12 protein-coding genes are annotated in these 18,631 nt (G+C 55.9%); 4 read left to right on the plus strand and 8 right to left on the minus strand.

Translation table 11 applies throughout. The features are described 5' to 3' along the window. Nucleotides 1-41: 41 nt before the first annotated feature. A complete protein-coding gene (locus IEY39_RS12340) occupies nucleotides 42-707 on the minus strand; it encodes an ArsR/SmtB family transcription factor (protein WP_188931848.1) in 666 nt (221 codons plus the stop codon). 17 nt (nucleotides 708-724) lie between these two features. Here IEY39_RS12340 and IEY39_RS12345 point away from each other — a divergent pair, with 17 nt between their 5' ends. Further along, complete coding sequence (locus IEY39_RS12345; RefSeq protein WP_188931850.1) at nucleotides 725-1,834, plus strand: cytochrome P450; 1,110 nt, start codon at nucleotides 725-727, stop codon at nucleotides 1,832-1,834. Here the strand turns inward: IEY39_RS12345 and IEY39_RS12350 are convergent. The 3 genes from IEY39_RS12350 to IEY39_RS12360 are packed head-to-tail and all read right to left on the minus strand — an operon-like array spanning nucleotide 1,791 to nucleotide 6,178. After that, a complete protein-coding gene (locus IEY39_RS12350; protein WP_188931852.1) occupies nucleotides 1,791-2,252 on the minus strand; it encodes a 4-hydroxythreonine-4-phosphate dehydrogenase PdxA in 462 nt (153 codons plus the stop codon). The two genes, IEY39_RS12345 and IEY39_RS12350, sit on opposite strands and share 44 nt — an antisense overlap. A gap of 2 nt (nucleotides 2,253-2,254) precedes the next feature. Next, on the minus strand, nucleotides 2,255-3,397 hold the full coding sequence (locus tag IEY39_RS12355; protein WP_188931854.1) for a sialidase family protein: 1,143 nt from the start codon (nucleotides 3,395-3,397) through the stop codon (nucleotides 2,255-2,257). Nucleotides 3,398-3,403: 6 nt separating this feature from the next. Beyond that, nucleotides 3,404-6,178, minus strand: coding sequence for a glycoside hydrolase family 2 protein (locus tag IEY39_RS12360; protein WP_188931856.1), 2,775 nt, complete (start codon nucleotides 6,176-6,178; stop codon nucleotides 3,404-3,406). A gap of 66 nt (nucleotides 6,179-6,244) precedes the next feature. On the opposite strand from IEY39_RS12360, the gene IEY39_RS12365 reads away from it, so the two are divergent. Genes IEY39_RS12365 through IEY39_RS12375 form a run of 3 tightly spaced genes read left to right on the plus strand, consistent with a single transcriptional unit; the run spans nucleotide 6,245 to nucleotide 12,881 of the window. Then, nucleotides 6,245-6,811, plus strand: a complete 567-nt coding sequence (locus IEY39_RS12365) for a DUF1579 domain-containing protein (RefSeq protein ID WP_188931858.1) — start codon at nucleotides 6,245-6,247, stop codon at nucleotides 6,809-6,811. Between the two features lie 16 nt (nucleotides 6,812-6,827). Continuing rightward, a complete protein-coding gene (locus IEY39_RS12370; protein WP_188931860.1) occupies nucleotides 6,828-11,612 on the plus strand; it encodes a beta strand repeat-containing protein in 4,785 nt (1,594 codons plus the stop codon). 27 nt (nucleotides 11,613-11,639) lie between these two features. After that, nucleotides 11,640-12,881 (plus strand): OmpA family protein, encoded by a 1,242-nt coding sequence (locus tag IEY39_RS12375; RefSeq protein WP_188931862.1) that lies wholly within the window; start codon nucleotides 11,640-11,642, stop codon nucleotides 12,879-12,881. A 2-nt stretch (nucleotides 12,882-12,883) separates the two neighbouring features. Here the strand turns inward: IEY39_RS12375 and IEY39_RS12380 are convergent, their stop codons facing one another. From IEY39_RS12380 to IEY39_RS12395, 4 genes are all read right to left on the minus strand, one after another. Then, nucleotides 12,884-15,367, minus strand: a complete 2,484-nt coding sequence (locus IEY39_RS12380) for a glycoside hydrolase family 2 TIM barrel-domain containing protein (RefSeq protein WP_188931864.1) — start codon at nucleotides 15,365-15,367, stop codon at nucleotides 12,884-12,886. Between the two features lie 149 nt (nucleotides 15,368-15,516). Beyond that, nucleotides 15,517-16,191, minus strand: coding sequence for a ferredoxin reductase domain-containing protein (locus IEY39_RS12385; RefSeq protein ID WP_188931866.1), 675 nt, complete (start codon nucleotides 16,189-16,191; stop codon nucleotides 15,517-15,519). 11 nt (nucleotides 16,192-16,202) lie between these two features. Continuing rightward, nucleotides 16,203-17,288, minus strand: coding sequence for an MBL fold metallo-hydrolase (locus tag IEY39_RS12390; protein ID WP_188931868.1), 1,086 nt, complete (start codon nucleotides 17,286-17,288; stop codon nucleotides 16,203-16,205). Between the two features lie 39 nt (nucleotides 17,289-17,327). Continuing rightward, a complete protein-coding gene (locus IEY39_RS12395) occupies nucleotides 17,328-18,602 on the minus strand; it encodes a serine hydrolase domain-containing protein (protein ID WP_188931870.1) in 1,275 nt (424 codons plus the stop codon). Nucleotides 18,603-18,631: the final 29 nt, after the last annotated feature.

Genomic DNA, 18,631 nt, shown 5'->3' on the forward strand with positions numbered 1-18,631 from the left:
ACAGAATAAAATTAAAATAAGTTTTCCTATAATGCAAACCTTTAACTAACGACCCCAAATAGTTGATACAGAGCCTTTTGTCCCTTAGCAGTAACCGCCATGGCCCTGCTGTTCGCCTTTTTTCGGAGCCAATTTTCGTCCAGCATCAAGCGCAATAAGGCCGCGCCGAGGGAGCCGGCGAGGTGGGGACGGCGTTCGGTCCAGTCGATACAAGTGCGCGAAAAGTTACGCCGCTGACGCTGTAATGCTGCAGTGTCGATGCCCTTTTCATTAAACCAGCGGGTACCCTTTGGCGTCAGGAGGAATTGCTTGTTCTCCTGTACCAGCAGTTTCTGCTGCACCAGGGCTTCAGCCACCTGCACCCCTATCCTGCCGGCCAGGTGGTCGTAACAGCTGCGGCAGATGCGGATGGGCGGGTCGTCTTTTTCCACCGCATCCCTGTTGCCGGCGGGCAACAGCGCCGCAAGCGCTTCCACGGCATAGGCCACTTCGGGCCGGGAAAAGGTGTAGTAGCGATGCCGGCCCTGGGCCTCCACCGTGAGGAGATCGGCCTTTATAAGTTTGGCCAGGTGCATGCTGCAGTTCGGGGCGGAAGTGTCCACAGCGGCGGCCAGTTCGGATGCCGTGTAGGCCCGACCGTCGAGCAGGGTCCAGAGGATGTTGGCGCGGATAGGATCGCCGATGAGCTGTGCGATATAGTTAAGCATAGACTGAAGTGTTGCTGATGAAAGGTAGCTATTTTTACGACATGGACCCATACGCCATTTATCGCGAGCGTCGGGAGAAGACGCCCGTTTACTGGGATGAGGAACACCGGCTTTGGGCCGTGTATCCTTATCATCACTGTCAGCAGGTGCTGTCGCACCCGGTCACCCTGATCCCTCCTGTCGCCGATGGTGAGCTGGGGGGTCAGGCGCTGGCCGTCAAGAAGCGGCTTGTACGCATCAGCAACCCGCCCGAACATGATCTGGCGCGGCAGATGGCCCTCCGAATGTTTCGCGGGCGACGGCACGTGGACGTTGGCCCCCTTCTGGCGCGACTGTTGCCGCCACCGGGGACGCCGGCGACCGTAGAGTGGGTGAGCATGGTAGGGGCCGTGCTGCCGGCAATGCATATCCTGGCGGGATATGGTTTTTCCGATGAGGATGTGGAATTGGTGTTGGGGCAGTTGTCCACCGTGCTGAGGATTATGCGGCCGGTGGAGAATGCGGAAGCGGCGCGGGCATTGGAGGCGGCCGTCGATAGGGTTTATCCGGTGGCGGACCGGCAGGTGGCGACGTGCTTTCCGGGGTTGACGCGTGAAACGCAGGAGTATGCGGTGAGCAACCTCATCGGGCTGTTGATCCAGAGTCATGATGCGACGAAGGGTTTGCTTAGCCTTGCGCTGCTGCATTTGCTCTGTCGCGAGAAAGCGGATCTGCTTGCTTCGCAGGATATCGGGTTCTTTCTCTCCTTTGTGACGGAGGTGTTGCGGTATGACTCGCCGGTGCACAATACGCGGCGGGTGCTGACGGAGGATATGACAATCGGTGGCGTGGTGGTGCCAGCGGGATCAACCGTGCTGGTCGTCGTGGCGGCAGGCAACCGCGACCCGCAACAATTTGTCCGGCCCGAGGAGTTTGATCGCCATCGGGCGAACAACATGACTATGCTGAGCTTTGGTCATGGGATGCATGGATGCATTGCCGGCGCGTATTGTACCGAGTTAACCGCGCAGGCAATGTGTTATCTATTTCATACCTATAAGACGGTGAGCCTCGTGGAGCCGGAGCCGGAATATGAGCCGCTGGTCAACGTGCGGATGGTGAAGGCGATGCACCTGCAATTAATTTAACGGCGGCTTCGATGGCCAGGATCATCTCATCGGCACTGGCGATGCCAGGTTCAGCAACAATAGCATTGATCTCGCCGGCCATCGCCAGTTCGTTGACCTTACGGATGGCTTCGAGCGCGACATGCTCAGTCATCGCCGAGACCTCGCCCCGTACCAATTTGTCGAGATCGACAGTCTCCATGTCCAGGACGTCGATGATCCCCGGTTGGAAGACCGCTTCGGCTACTATTGTAATGGGATGGATCCTCACCTTGCAGTTCAGGCGATCGGCGGTATAGTCCAAAGTGGCGGCATCGCCAACGATGATGGGGCGGCAGATGGCGGTGACCTTAGCCGACAGCAGGGCTTTGATCGCTATCTCGGGGCCAAAGCCAGCCGGGTCGCCCATAGTGATCCCAATGATCGGTTTGTTCGTCATCCTTATTTTTTTATCGTGGGTGGCCAGAGGCCATTCTTGATCTTTTCGAATCTCAATCTTGCCGGATCGATCTCCACATACTTTATTTTCTTCCGGTGCCAGGTATACACGATATGAACTTTGCCGTCGGACGACTGGATCACCGTGGGATAGGAATATTCTCCGGTGTGGTCGTCTTCCAGCACCAGGGCGGCGTACCAGGTCTTTCCATCCGGGGAAAGCGCCACATTGAGGGGTGAACGCTCGCCCCTGGACTTGCCTTCGGGGGGCAGCACATGGTTGTAGACCAGCAACTGGCGGCCATCTTTTAGCGTCACAGCATCTATGCCGGAATTATTATTCGGCAGGGGTGTAGCTGCCAATGCCGACCATGTTCTGCCGTTGTCCTTCGATTCGGTGGCCAGGATCATGCGGTTCTTGCTGCGACTCAACGCCTGGATGGTACCGTTGCGGTAGACGAGGATGGCCGGCTGGATGGCTTCGAAGCTTGCCGTGACCTCGTCTTCGCTGTTGGGTTCCGCACCGGTTGCCGCAGGGGGCGGTACTGGCACGGGTTCGGATAGTAGCCAGGTCTTTCCGCCGTCGCGGGTCAGTTCGAAATGTATCTGCCAGCCATGGCCTTCCACGCTGCTGGGACAAAGTAGAGCGCCGTCCGCCAGCCGGACAGGTTGGTTCTTGATGGGGCCGAGAAAACCTTCGGGTAGAGCCCACGGTTTTGACCAGGTGACGCCACCATCATTGCTCCGGATGAGCCAGCCTTTCCATTTGGCAACGTTGGGGCCCACTTTATAAAACAGCAGGAGATCGCCGCCCGGCATCTGATAGAGCACGGGATTCCAGCACGCATAACGAAGCGTATCATTGCGGATGCCGGTGGCTACCTTGACGGGAGTGGACCAGGTTGTGGATCCCCTATCTTTTCTACAGACATAGATGCAGACGTCTGGCCTGCCTTCCCCTGTTCCGCCAAAGAAGGCCGTCACCAGTCCTTTTGGCGTCTCGGCAATAGTAGCGGCATGGCATTGGGGGAAGGGAGCAGTGTCATAGATGAAAGCTGAGCGGACGATCGCTAATGACTTTGACTGTGACTGAGCAGAAGCCTGTAAGACAGGTGATATAAGGAGGAAGAACCAAATGCATTTCATGTTGCGCTATTTTCCTGAAAAATCGAAATAGAGGCTGATGGTTTTTGCATAGTCCTTGTTCCTGCCGCGATCGTTATACATATTCTTTTCGCCGGAAGGTCCCAGTTTTTCCGGTCGCTGCGATTTTGTCCCGATGGGTGGGATCGCACTCATAAACGAGATATTGCCATCGGGGAAGGGGGGCGTCACGTTGTATGTTTTTACGGGGGCGGCGGGTGTGAATAAACGAAGATAGATGTCTTCGGTGGCGCAAACGATGGTGAAGGGTTGGGTGGCCGTTTCCAGCCGCATCCAATAGAAATTCGAGAAGTAGCCCTTAAACTCGGGATAGATGACGTTGCCCTGTCCCGTGATCGTGTTATTATACGCCTTGTCCCATACGTCCAGGGTGACGCCCTGCATCCGGTTCTTCCAGACGCGATAGGGGCCGTTGCCGAGCCAGCGGATGGCTTTTACAGAATCCCTGCCTTTTTCGGGATAGAAGAAATTGATACCAAGGAGGTCGAATTCATATTGCGGCGGGAAGTAATGGACCTCCATTTTTAACCACCCGCTGGGATACATGGTCCATTTCAGCTGCGAGCAGTTGCTTTTGTTTGCATAAGTAGCTTCAAGGATGGCGGTATTTCCATCCATGCGGGTAGTTAGTTGTTGAGGGATGGCCTCGCCCGAAGTGAGTGTTGGTCCGTTCGCAAAGGGGAGGACGCCTTTCGTGTTAGTGATGGTGCGTAATAGTCCCGTGGTGTTGCCGAAGGAGGCGGTGATTCCGGCGGCGGTTAGGGTTATGAGTGAGTCCGTCCGGGTAATGGATGCGGGTGTGGCACCGGTAGTGTCGACGAGGCGACGGGCGATGTCGGCGGGTTTTGCAATGGGCCATGTCCAGGTGTAGAGTTCCCGGTCATAGGGGTCCTTTGCCGTCAGCGAGAGGATATCATAGTCCTGCCAGTGGTTGGGCAGGGAAAGGGTGAGCGTACCGGTCTGGCCGGGGAGGATATCCGGAGCGGGGACCTCACCTGCGGTGGCGGATGGCTGGATAGCCGCATGACTCAGCCGCCAGGAGAAACGACATTGCCGGAGGTTAGTATAAAGAAAACGGTTCTCGACCGATAACGTTCCATCGAAAGCCGGAGTGATCTCCTTTCGTTGGATGTGCACCGGCGACCAGATCTCTTTAACGGCAAAGAAGCTGCCTTCCTTTTCGCGATAGGGGCCAAGGATGCCGTCGGGCCCATGGTCCTTGTCGGTATCTAACTCTCCATTGCGATCGGTGCGGACTACCGCTTCGTCCGAGAAATCCCAGAGGAAGCCACCGGCGGAAAGAGGTTCATGGTACATCAATTCCCAGAAGTCAAAGAGTCCGGCGCCCATGCCACCGTCATACAATCCATGGAGGAATTCGGTTGGAAAGACGACCTCGTGGCCGTGCCAGAAGGTAGAATTGCCATAGTCGTAGTTGATATAGTGCTGGGTCTCCAGGTGACGGAAAAGCGCCCAGGGATGGATAAGCGGTCGGTGCTGCGGATCGTATTTGTCGAATAAGGTGTCGAGATTGAAGTTGAATCCGCCTTCGTTGCCATTATCCCAGACAACGATGGAGGGATGGTTGACGTCTTTTTCGATCATCTCCTTTACCAGCTTCGACCCCACTTCCGTGTCATAGGCATGCTGCCAGCCCGTAAGTTCGTCGAGCACAAAGACGCCAAGGGAATCGCAGACATCGAGGAAATGCTCATCGGGCGGATAATGGGACATCCGGACGGCATTCATGTTCATGTCTTTTATGTTTTGGACGTCTTCGATGCTGATGGCCTTGCTGAGGGCGCGGCCGGTGGTGGGCCAGAAGGAGTGGCGGCAGATGCCTCTGAATTTTACCTTGACCCCATTGACGTAGATGCCATCGCGTTCGCGGAGCTCGACGGTGCGAAACCCAAAACGTTGTTCAACAGCATGGATGGGGATATTGCCCCTCGACAGGGTATAGACGACTTTGTATAGATGCGGGGCTTCGGGGTTCCAGGTGAGGGGCGAAGTAAAATTGTTTTGGAGATGAGCGATGGTGTCACCGATATAGAGTCTTGTCGAGAAGGGTTCCCCGAATGTAACATTATCGAGCGTATAGACCTGGGCCGTCAGGCGGTCGGCGCCGGTGATGTTTGCGAGCCGGACAGTCGCCCGGAAGAAGCCATTCGCTTTTGCGTCGATGGACTGGCTTACGACATGCTGGACGGGCATCACTTCAAGATAGACGGGGCGGAAGATGCCGCCGAAGATCCAGAAATCGCAGTGGCGTTCGGCCATATTCACCGAGTTGTCAGCCGATTCTTTTGCCACGGTGACTTCGAGAAGGTTGGAGCCCCCGTAACGAAGGAGATCAGAGATGTTGTAACGAAAACGATAGAATGCGCCCTGATGGGTGGCGCCGGCGGACTTGCCATTGATCTTTACCTCGGTGTCGGTCATGCTGCCGTCGAAGACGATATCGACCACCCTACCCTTCCAGCCGGCCGGCACGGTGAAGGTGTATTTATACAGTCCTTTTTCGTGGCCACGGAGGGAATCCTTGTCGAGACCGTAATTGTATTTGCCAAATCCCTGCAATTCCCAGTTGGAAGGGACAGGAATGGTGGTCCATTTACCGGATTGGCGGCCATCGGTGCAAAAGAATTTCCATTCGACGGGATGATCACTGCCGGTGCCGGAGAGGAAGAGCCGTTGGGTTGACTGGGCAAAAAGGATAAGCGGTAAAAAGAAAAGGAGCGTTAGCGGTATGGTCCTATTCATACACAAATCTACAGTTTTCACGCGTCAAAAGGATTTCGTATCTTATGGGTCACCAAAACAGTTGTTATGAACAAGCTAACCGTTGCAATCGTGATGCTTGCCATCACCTGCCCTTCCCACGCATTTTCCCAGAACAACGACGACATGAAAGCCATGATGGCTTATGCTACTCCCGGTGAGGTCCATAAAATGCTGGCCAAATCCGCCGGCAGTTGGACGGCGGCCGTCACCATGTGGATGGGACCCGGCGCTCCGGCACAGACTTCTACGGCCGAGTCAACCAATGAGATGATCATGGGGGGCCGCTACCTGCGTTCGGTTAATAAGGGCAACATGATGGGGATGCCATTTGAGGGCGAAGGCATCACCGGTTATGACAATGCAAAGAAGGTGTTCGTCAATTCCTGGGTCGACAATATGGGCACGGGGATCATGACTATGAGTGGGCCATGGGATGCAGCCACCAGGAGCATCACGTATACCGGGTCGATGGTGGATCCCATGTCCGGAAAAGATACCCCCTTCCGGGAAGTGTGGAAGTTCGTGGATGATGACCACCAGGTGATGGAAATGTATTATCCGGTGAATGGGAAGGATTTCAAGTCGATGGAGATTAAGTTCACGAGGAAATAGATGAGGATGTCGGTTTATGCAAAAGACTGCTCTTTTCTTTACGGCCCTTTTGTCGGCATTGGGCATTCTGCTTTGCGGCCAAATCGAGGCCGCTGACGGCAGCTTTTGCCCCAATGTACAGTCCTCACTGGTCTTTTCCCCCACTACGATTCCCGACGGCCTGTACGGGTCGAACTATACTCAGGCCCTGACGGTGACCGGCGGTACCGCACCCTATTCCTTTTCCCTTTCAGCTGGCAGCCTGCCTCCGGGCATCACCTTGTCACCTGACGGCCATATATCCGGTACACCCACCGCCGCCGGAACCTATTCGTTTACCGTGACAGCCCAGGACAACACCCCGGCGCCGGGTACGCTTACGGGTTCCCAGCCCTACACCCTGGTGGTCGACCCGGCTGCCCTGACGATCACAGCCGGGAATGCCAGCAAGTCCTACGGAAGCGCCAATCCTACTCTAAGCGTCAGCTATAATGGCTTTGTCCACGGGGACAATGCCTCGAGCCTGACCACGCAACCCACGATCGCAACGACGGCCACCGCATCCTCGCCAGCAGGCACCTATCCTATCACTGCGTCCGGCGCCGTAGACCCCAATTACACCATTACCTACGTCTCCGGAACGCTTACCATCAATCCCGTGCCCCTGAAGATCACGGCAAATGATGCAAGCATGACCTATGGAGCAGTGGTACCCGCCCTGACAGTGACATACAGCGGCTTTGTCAACGGGGACGGCCCCGGCAGCCTGACCACACCCCCTACGATAACCACCACGGCCACTTCATCCTCGCCGACAGGCAACTACCCCATCACCGCCACGAGTGCAGTGGATCCCAGCTATACTATCACCTACCAGGCCGGTATGATGACTGTCGGCAAAGCCACCCTGACTGTTACTGCCGACAACAAGACCATGCCCCTTGGTGGTCCCCTGCCAACGCTGACAGTCAGCTATTCGGGCTTCGTCAATGGGGACAATGCCTCCAGCCTGTCTAGCCAGCCATCGGCCACCACGACAGCACATGCGAACTCTCCGGCCGGCACCTATCCCATCACACCTGGCGGTGGCGGATCCAATAACTACACCTTCACCTTTGTCAACGGGACGCTGACCGTAGGAAAGGGGATCCTCACTATTACAGCCAATCCCGCCAGCAGCGTCTATGGCGCTCCCCTGGTGCCCGTCGGCTCGCTTACGGTCAGTTACAGCGGATTCGTCAACGGGGACGGCCCCGGCAACCTGACCACACCACCAACCGTTGCGAATGCGGCTACTGCCGGCGCCCCGGTGGGCACCTACGCGTTGACCCCCTCCGGCGCATCGAGTTCCAATTATACCATCAATTATGTCAACGGCACTTATACGATCAATCCGGCGCCCCTGACCATTACCGCGGTGAACCAGACCATGACGTATGGAGGTACAGTGCCCGCCCTGACCGTTTCATACAGCGGCTTTGTCAACGGGGACAACGCGTCCAAACTGACCACTGCGCCCACGATAACTACGACCGCAACCTCCTCCTCACCGGCAGGCAGCTATCCCATCACCGCCACAGGCGCAGTGGATCCCAACTATACCTTCACCTATCAGGCCGGTACAATGACGGTCGGCAAGGCCACCTTAACCGTTACTGCCGACAACAAGACCATGCCCCTGGGTGGTCCCCTGCCCGCCCTGACGGTCAGTTACTCGGGCTTCGTCAATGGGGACGGCCCCGGCAGCCTGACCACGCAGCCATCGGCCACCACGACAGCACATGCGAACTCTCCTACCGGTAGCTATCCGATAGTACCCGCAGGCGGCTCAGCTTCCAACTATACCTTCACGTATGTCAATGGCATATTGAGCGTCGGAAAAGCGATCCTGACCATCACGGCCAATCCCGCCGGCAGCGTCTATGGCGCTCCCCTGGTGCCCAATGGCTCGCTTACGGTCAGTTACAGCGGCTTCGTCAACGGGGACGGCCCTGGCAACCTGACCACTCAACCGACCGTTGCGAATGCGGCTACTGCCGGTGCCCCGGTGGGTACATACGCGTTGACCCCTTCTGGCGCATCAAGTCCCAATTATACCATCAACTATGTCAACGGCACTTATACGATCAGTCCAGCGTCCCTGAACATCACAGCGGTGAACCAGACCATGACATATGGAGGTACGGTGCCCGCCCTGACCGTTTCATACAGCGGCTTTGTCAACGGGGACAACGCCTCCAAGCTGACTACACAGCCCGTAGCCACGACGACGGCATCGGCGACCTCCCCGGCAGGCACCTATCCCATCACCCCCTCAGGTGCGGTGGACCCCAACTATACCATTACCTACACTTCCGGCGTGATGACTGTCGGGAAGGCCACCTTAACCATTACCGCCGACAACAAAGCCATGCCCTTGGGCGGTCCCCTGCCAGCCCTGACGATCTCTTATTCGGGCTTTGTCAATGGGGACAATGCGTCGAGGCTGACTACGCCACCTACCATCACTACGACGGCCACAGCCTCCTCACCGGCAGGCACCTACCCCATCACCGTCTCAGGTGCGGCGTCTCCAAACTATACCTTCAACTATGTCACTGGCATATTGTCCGTTGGAAAAGCGGTTCTGACCATCACGGCCAATCCCGCCAGCAGCGTCTATGGCGCTCCCCTGGTGCCCGGCGGTTCGCTTACGGTTAGCTACAGCGGCTTCGTCAACGGGGACGGCCCCGGCAGCCTGACCCAACAGCCAACCGTCACTAATACGGCTTTTGCCGGCGCTCCCGTGGGCAGCTATACATTGATCCCCTCCGGGGCACAGACAAACAATTATGTCATCAATTATGTCAACGGCACTTATACCATCGGTCCGGCGGCGCTGACCGTAACCGCGGTCAACCAGACTATGACGTATGGAGGAACGGTGCCTGCTCTGACAGTGTCATATAGTGGCTTTGTCAACGGGGACAATGCATCCAGGCTGACCACCCAGCCCACCATAACTACGACCGCCTCCTCCTCCTCACCGACAGGCACCTATCCCATCACGGCGGCAGGCGCGGTGGACCCAAACTATACCATAACCTATAACCCCGGCGTGATGACTGTCGGCAAGGCCGTCTTAACCGTTACCGCCGATAACAAAGCCATGCCCCTGGGAGGTCCCCTGCCAGTCCTGACGATCACCTATTCGGGCTTTGTCAATTTGGACAATTGGTCCAACCTGACCACGCAGCCATCGATCACCACGACGGCAAAGGCGACCTCTCCCGCCGGCACCTATCCCATCACCGTCTCAGGTGCGGCTTCTCCAAACTATACCTTTAACTATGTCGCTGGCACATTGGCCGTTGGAAAAGCGGTTCTGACCATCACGGCCAATCCCGCCGGCAGCATCTATGGTGCTCCCCTGGTACCTGCCAGCTCGCTTACGGTGAGCTATAGCGGCTTCCTCAACGGGGACGGTCCCGGCAGCCTGACCCAGCTACCAATCGTCACCAATGCGGCTGTTGCCGGTGCACCTGCAGGCAGCTACGTGTTGACCCCCTCCGGTGCGGCGAGTACAAATTATGTCATCAATTACGTCAACGGCGCCTATACGATCAGCCCGGCGTCGCTGACGGTGACCCCGAACCCGGCATCGATGACCTACGGAGGAACAGTGCCCGCCCTGACAGCGTCATACAGTGGCTTTGTCAACGGGGACAATGCGTCCAGGCTGACTACCGCGCCCGCGATAACTACGACCGCGACCTCCTCCTCGCCGGCAGGCGCCTATCCTATCACGGCCTCAGGCGCGGTGGACGCAAACTATACCATAACCTACAACCCCGGGACGCTTACCATCAATCCTGCCGCACTGCATGTAACTGCCATGGCACAGACAAAAAAATATGGCACACCGGACCCGGATTTTACTTATACCGTCAGCGGTTTATTGAATGGCGATAATACGAGCGTGTTTACCGGGAGCCTGAGCCGGACGCCGGGTGAGAATGTGGGCACCTATGCCATAACGGAAGGCAGTCTGAGCGCAGGCAACAACTACACGCTCAACTACACAGGGAATACGTTGACCATTACCATCACTTCGCAGCTGATAACATGGACGCAAAGCCTGATAGTAGGATGCAGTGATCAAACGCGGGTGCAGCTAACCGCTTCGGCAAGCAGCGGCTTGCCGGTGACCTATTCCGTATCCGACCCGGCTGTCGCATCCGTGTCGGGGGATACATTGACATTGCTGAAACCGGGCAGCACCGTCGTTACCGCCACTCAAGCAGGAGATGCCAATCATAACGCAGCCCCGGCCGTCGCCGATACCGTGAATTATCAGTCGGCTTCGCTGATAATGCAACGCTGGAACGATGTGATCTTCTTTGATAACAGCAGCGGCGATTATGTACAATGGCAATGGTATAAAAATGGCAATGCCGTCGCGGGAGCCACCAGTCCGTATTACAGCGACACGCCATCGCTGAATGGTCAATACTATGTCATAGCAACCAATAAGGACAGCCAGCGGGTTCAAAGCTGTATACTTTCCATCACCGCCGGTGCCGCCGTACCCGGGGGCATAAAGGTTTATCCTAATCCTGCCGGAGCAGGCGCAATGGTCACCGTTACAAGCAATTACACCAGCATTGCATTAAAGGGCGCGGTTTTGTCAATAATAGATCTCAACGGCAGGGTACGGCAACAAATTACAAACGTAGAGCCGTCCATGCAGGTAACTATGCCTGGCGAAACGGGTATCTACATTTTCAATCTGGTGCTGGCCGGCGGACAAAAGACAAGTGTCAATGTGCTCGTGGTGCAGTAACATAATAATTAATAGAGGGCGACAAAAATGATCAGGCAAATAATAGTGATAGCCATCTGTTTTACGGCAATAGTCATGCAAGCCGGTGCACAAGGGCTGTATATCGGGCTTAGCGGCGGATTGCAGGGGATGCAGTACCAGCTGCAAAACGGGCAAAGTCAGCAGCTCGCGGGCGGGTCTTTGGACCTGGGCTATGGTTTTCGGCTGGGCAGCCACTGGGACCTGCTCACCGGCATAAACGGCGGAGTCTACAATACACGAGCCACCTTGCGGGACGGAGTGGCTTTCACCTCTTACCAGGTGGACGATGCCGGCTCCGCGTTCCGATACAGCGTGAAAACGGCAGGATATAAAGAAACGCAGCAATTTTTTGCGGCAGGTATTCCACTGCTGTTGCAATACCATACCCAGGGCAAGGGTGTACAATGGTACTTCGATGCCGGAGGCAAGGTATTGGTTCCTTTCAATACCAGCATACAGGTATCCGCAGCACAACTGGTGCTTTCCGGGTATTATCCCGATTTTAACGTGGAGGTGTCGAACCTGCCGAAGCATGGCTTTGGAACGATCAATAATTGGAATTCCAACGCAACTAGCAAATTGAGACCTGCGGCGGCATTGAGCGCGGCTACGGGATTAAGCTTCGGTCTATCACCCGGCACACGCTTCTATGTCGGCGTGTATGCCGACTATGGCCTGACTGACCTGAAAGAAAAGAACGACAGCATGCCGCTGGTAACATACAGTTCCACGGGTATAAGCGGAGTACAGGCTGGAAGTGTACTGAATATGCCAAATGCGGGCCAGGTGACCTTGCTCTCCTTCGGTCTACAACTGAGGTTAAGCTTCGGATCTGCCAGGCCAAAAACCAATACAACAAAAGAACCACAGCAACCGGTAACGGACACTACCGGCAATGAGCAGTATGAGGCGATAGAGGGGCCCGTGGTATTTGGCCATCTTGACGAAACCCGGATTCCTGAAAATCAGAAAAGCCATTTGGACGAAGTGGCAGCCATCATGAAGCAATACCCTGCTATTCGCATATCCATTGTAGGCCATATTTGCGATGATGAAAATGAACCGGAAGATACTAAAGTGGGCGCGGAACGTGCCAAATCCGTTGCACAATACTTGCGGAACAAAGGTATTGACGGAGGCAGAATGGATGTCAGCCCTGTCAGTGAAAGCGATGTTATGGAGCCTTTTGATCCGCTTGCCAATTATCGAAACCGGCGAGTGGTCATAACGGTGAAGAACAAAAAATGAACTTATTGGCTATCGATGTCCAGTGTAGCCGGTGAGAGACCCGCACCACTTACGTGGAGCGTGATCTTGCCGGCTTTCTTTTTCGACCGCACGATCGCCAGGCAAAGCCCGTTGAAAGCCTTATGCTGTGTGCCACGGAAAGATTCGAGATCGGCCTGGTAGCCATTGTCCATCGCGGCAAGCGTGCCTTCGCCGGTGATCTTGATGGAAAGCTCATTGTCCGCATTGGGAACCAGGTTGCCATCGGCGTCGGTGATGCGGATTCCCACAAAAGCAAGATCGCAGCCATCCGCGTGGATCATCTGGCGGTCGGCCATGAATTGAATACGTGCAGGAGCGCCGGCGGTGTGGATCTCGTCCTCCAATACCGTCTTGCCATGGATGCGGGAAACGGCCTTTAAAACGCCGGGTTCAAAAGGAACCCGCCATTGGACATGCAGATCGTCGCCTTCCTTCCGCCTGACGCCGAGGCTTTGGCCGTTGAGGAACAGCTCTACTTCCGAGGCCTGGCTGTAGTAGGCCCAGACATCGATCATCTGTCCCGGCCGCCAGTTCCAATGCGGGAAAAGATGCAGCACGGGTTTCTGCGACCACTCGGACTGGTAGAGATAATAACTGTCCTTGGGGAATCCGGCGAGATCGACGATGCCAAAATAAGAGCTGCGGGCCGGCCAGCGATAAGGGGTGGGTTCGCCGAGATAGTCGAAGCCCGACCATACGAACAGGCCTGCAACGAAGGGGTCCCGTTTGACGATGCGCCAGGTCTCTTCGTGCGTGGAGCCCCAGTAAGGAGAGACATTATCATATGCGGAGATCGTATAGTCGTGGTTGACGCCGACGGCAGGAACTTTTGCAGACGCAGGCCAATGGCGAATGCTGTCGGAAGGCATGTCATAATGTCCCCGGGTGGCCTCGGCCGAAGTAGTCTCGGTGGCGAGGAAGGGAAGACCGGGGTATTTCCGCTGCACTGAATCATACACTTGCTGGTTGTAGTTGAGCCCCATCACATCGAGGGCGTCGGCCTGGTAGATATTGTTCTCCAGGGTGTCGGCTTCCGTCATCGCGGAAGTGACGGGCCGGGTTGGGTCAAGCGATTTTATGATATGGGTGAGTTCTTTTGCCAGGGAAATACCGCTTTTGTCGAACTGTTCGTGGATCTCGTTGCCGATGCTCCAGATAAAGACGGAGGGATGGTTACGATCGCGTCTGATCATGTCTTCCAGGTCTTGCCTGTGCCACTGTGGAAAGGAAAGTGAGTAGTCGTATTTATTCTTTTTCTTTTGCCACATGTCGAAGGCTTCGTCCATGACGAGGAAACCCATTTCATCACAAAGATCGAGGAATTCCGGGGCAGGCGGGTTATGCGCGGTGCGGATGGCGTTGCAGCCCATATCCTTTAGTATCTGCAGTTGCCGCCGCATGGCGCTCGTATTGACAGCCGCCCCGAGGGCGCCGAGGTCATGATGCAAACAGACGCCTTTTATCTTCAGGTGACGCCCGTTGAGCAGGAAGCCTTGCCGGAGATCAAATTGAAACGTTCGGATACCCGTGCGGGTCGTATAGCGATCAACGACCCGGTTGCCGATGAGCAGACTGGTCTCGACGGTATAGAGATAAGGGTGTTCGGGTGACCAGCGCCGGGCATTGGGGAACAAGAGGTCTTGTTGAACTGTGCTAAGCGTATCCTTTGCGGTATAAGGAAGGCTGAGGCTTGTAACCCTATTCCCGTTGGAATCGATGAGAACGTGTTGCAGGGTACAGGTCTGGCCGGGTTGCGCCGCCCGGAGGGTGGTGGCGATGCGGAGGCGTACCTGCTGCCCGGTGACATCCCCGGTGGTGATAAAGGTTCCCCAATGGTCGATGGCGACGGGGGCAGCGGGGAGTGTTTCCAGCCATACATGGCGGTAGATGCCCGTGCCGGTGTACCAGCGGGAATTGGGTTGAGTGGAGTTATCGACCCTGACGGCCAGGACGTTGTCAGCGCCTTTCTTCAGCCAGGGCGTGAGATCATAGCGAAAGGAGATATAGCCGTAGGGACGCCGGCCAAGCAGATGACCGTTGATGTATACTTCGCTGTTGCGATAGACGCCGTCGAAGTCGATATAGACTTTGTCGCTGAAGGTGCTAATGCCGCGGACAGCCTTGCCCGCGAAGGCTTGTTTGCCGGATGCGGCGGCGGTGAAGGTGGCCAGCCGGAAGGTTTTGCGATACCAACCGACGCCGGCGGGTAAGCCGGCTTCCTGCTGACCCGTGGAATTGTTCTGACTAAAATCGCCTTCGATGCTCCAGTCATGGGGGAGATCGAGGCTACGCCAGGTTTTGTCGTTAAAAGCAGGGGTACTGGCTCCGGGGTCATCACCCATATGGAATTTCCACCCGTCATCGAAGCTGAGGCGTTGACGGGGGCTGTTTTGGGTGTCCAGGGTTTGGGCCGTGCCGGCATAGGAAAGCAGTATCCAGATGCCTACGGCAGGGAGTATGCGCATACGATTGTCAAATGCTGATGAAAAGTCTAATTGGCTTTTCCCTTTGTCGTGTCTGTGGAGGTAATTCGGTAGATCGGGACGTAAATATCGAGAATTTTTTGCATTAACGAGCCGCTGGGGGAAAGGTCATTTTTTGTGGTCCAATTGGTCTATTTCTCGAAGACCAAATATTCTGGTGTGGCGCCCAGGCCTTTGAGGATATCGTTGAGGTCTATGACCATCTGATCGGGGCCGCAGACGTAAAAGGGCTGCCTGAAGTCGGTGATCTGTTCTTTGAGGAATTTTTTGTCGATGCGGGTGTGAAGGTAGCCCTTTGCCTGTGGGTCGTTGGAGAGGATAAAGTTGGCGCTGACACCGAGGATGGTCAATAGCTCCTGGTGTTCGATGATGTCGGCTTCGGTTTTATTGGAGAAGAAGAGGGTATTGCCCCTTGCTTCATGGTCGCGGTGCAGTTGCCGGAAAATAGCCAGGAAAGGGGTGATCCCCGCGCCGCCAGCCAGGAAAACGCCCGGGCCCCGGTATTCGATGGCGCCCCATACGTCCCTTATGATGAGCTGATCACCTGGTTGCAGCTGGTGGAGGCGATCGGTGACCCCGTGACGGTCGGGATAGCCTTTGATGGTAAATTGGAGGAAGGAGTCATCATTCAGCCCCGTAAACGTAAAGGGGTTTTTCTTTTCCTTCCATTCCGGCAGGTTGATGGATACATCCGTGGCCTGGCCAGGGATGAAGCTATAGCCTTTTGGCTTTTCCACGCGGAATTCCTTTACGTCGTGGGTGACCTGGCGGATGGCCAGGATCTTTACGGGATATTCCTTTTCCATAGTTTGTAAGTTTATAAAAAATCATACCAGGCATCGTTGGGGTAAGGCTGGTCTATGGTGATGATCTCCCCGATCCTCGGGGTGGTGATGGGGAGTCCGGCCTTAGTGGCGGCGGCTTTCACCCGTTGGATGGGTTCGTTCCAGGGATGGAGGGCCAGGGTGAATTTGGCCCAGTGTACGGGGAAGAGGATATTTGCCTTGAGATCGAGGGCGGCCTGTACGGTCTCTTCGGGTTGCATATGGATATAGGGCCAGTTGACGCCATATTGGCCGCATTCGAGCAGGGCGAGGTCGAAAGGACCATATTTTTCGCCGATGGTGGCGAAATGTTTTTCGTAGCCGGAGTCGCCGCCGAGGAAGAGGTTGAGATCAGTTGTTTTCAGGACAAACGACGACCAGGCGGCACCGCCTCGTTTGAACGTTCGGCCCGAAAAGTGCCGGGCGGGGGTGGCAGTGAGCTGGATATCGCCGGCGCCCCAGTCTGCTGCGCCGCCAGTGATGGGTCGGCCTTGCGGGTCGATAGGTACAGTTTCCCACCAGTCGAGCTCGGTGATCTTCTCCGCGGGGATGCCCCAGAATTCGAGGTGGGCGCCGACGCCAAGCGAAGTATAGAAATGATTGGTCCTATCCTTCAGGTTCAGGATGGTCTTATAGTCGAGATGGTCGTAGTGGTCATGGGTGAGCAGTATGGCTTCGAGCGTATCGGGCATGTCCTCTGCCTTATACAGATCCGCCCCCGGGAAGGCCTTTGCAAAAAAGGGGAAGGGAGAGGCATTACCGCTGAAGACCGGGTCGACAAGGATGCGGGTGGTGCCGAGTTGCAGCAGATACGAGGAATGACCAAACCAGACGATGGAGGCTTTGTCCACGGGCAGGCTGCGCAGATCGGTGCGCACGGATGGAATGGGTTGGGATGGCGCGGTGTTGGCAGGCCGGTTGCGATACGCCCGCATCATTTTGAAGAAGTTGGTGTCCTTAAGGGTTACATCCGTGGGGACGAGATTCTGGAAGCTGCCATCGCTGTAATGCGCGGAGCGGTGGATGCGCTGGAGGCGCGGGCCGGCGGGGGCTTTGCCGAAGACTTTTAATAATGCCATGGATGTTGTAACAATGAATCGGGGGTTTGGTTCTACAGATCAGCGGAAACTCTGGTAAATGATCTGCTCCAGCCGGTGCTCGAAGTCGCCGTGGCTGTTGGGTGTCTGCTGGGTCATTATCAGGCCGATGACATGCGCCTTGGGGTCGGCCCAGTAGGTAGTTCCGAAGAAACCACCCCAGGAGAACGTTCCTTCGTTGCGGACATCGCGGGCGGCAGAGTGGGCGCTGGTGATCTCGAAGCCGAGACCGAAATTATTGGTGCCGTTGAAGAGAAAGGAAAGCTGGCCACTCGTCATCAGCTCAACCGTCCGGGGCGCGAGGATGCGGACGCCATTGTACTGGCCGCCGTTGAGCAGCGTCTGCAGGAAGATGGCATAGTCCCAGGCCGTGGAAGTAAGTCCGGCGCCACCGGAGAAATAACGTTTATGGGCAAGAGGATAGTCGGGATCGATGTGCGTACGTTCTTTTGTCCAGGGGATGACGTGATGCACCGAATCTTCGGTATAAACGGTAGTGAGGCGGGCGGCCTTGGCCACGGGTATATTGAACCGGGTGTCGTTCATCCCTAGCGGCTTGAAAATATTGTCGACGAGATAGTCTTCGAGGTTCTTGCCGCTGATGGTCTCGATGAGACAACCCAAAACGTCCACGCTGAGACTGTACTGCCATTTTTCGCCCGGCTGGTTGGTAAGAGGTAGACGGGCGAGAGCGTCCATGCGTTCGCGCAGGTCGTAATCGAATACCCCGAGACCCGACGGGATACCTGCCTTCGCATAGATGGCCTTCCCTTCCTTTGTACCGATGCCGGCATAGTCGAGACCGGAAGTATGGGTAAGAAGATCACGGAAGGTAATGGGTTTTTTTGCCGGCACGGTTGTATAGCTGCTATCGGCGGGATTGAATTTATCGAGGACGGTGATATTGCGAAAAGCCGGGAGAAAATCGCTGATGGGTTCGTCCAGATAGAATTTGCCCTGGTCGAAGAGCTGCATGATCCCGACACTGACAATAGCCTTTGTCTGGGAGGCGATGCGAAAGAGGTCGTCCCGGCGCATGGGCTTGTTCGCTTCCTTATCGGCAAAGCCATATCCCTTGTATTGAACGACGTGGCCGTTCTTCACTACCAGCGTGACAACACCGTTGATCCAGCCTTTATTGATATAGTCATTTACGAGCGTATCGATGCGGGCAAGCCGGTGATAGTCGACGCCGGCATCGGGCACCGTCATGAGCATCCGGGGAGCGGGATCGCTGGTCTGGGAAAATGCCGTAAGGGATAAGAAGAACAGGGGTACAAGGAATAATTTTTTCATATCACAGCTTTATTTCCAGAAAGATACTG

This window comes from Puia dinghuensis, assembly GCF_014642875.1.
GTDB lineage: Bacteria > Bacteroidota > Bacteroidia > Chitinophagales > Chitinophagaceae > Puia > Puia dinghuensis.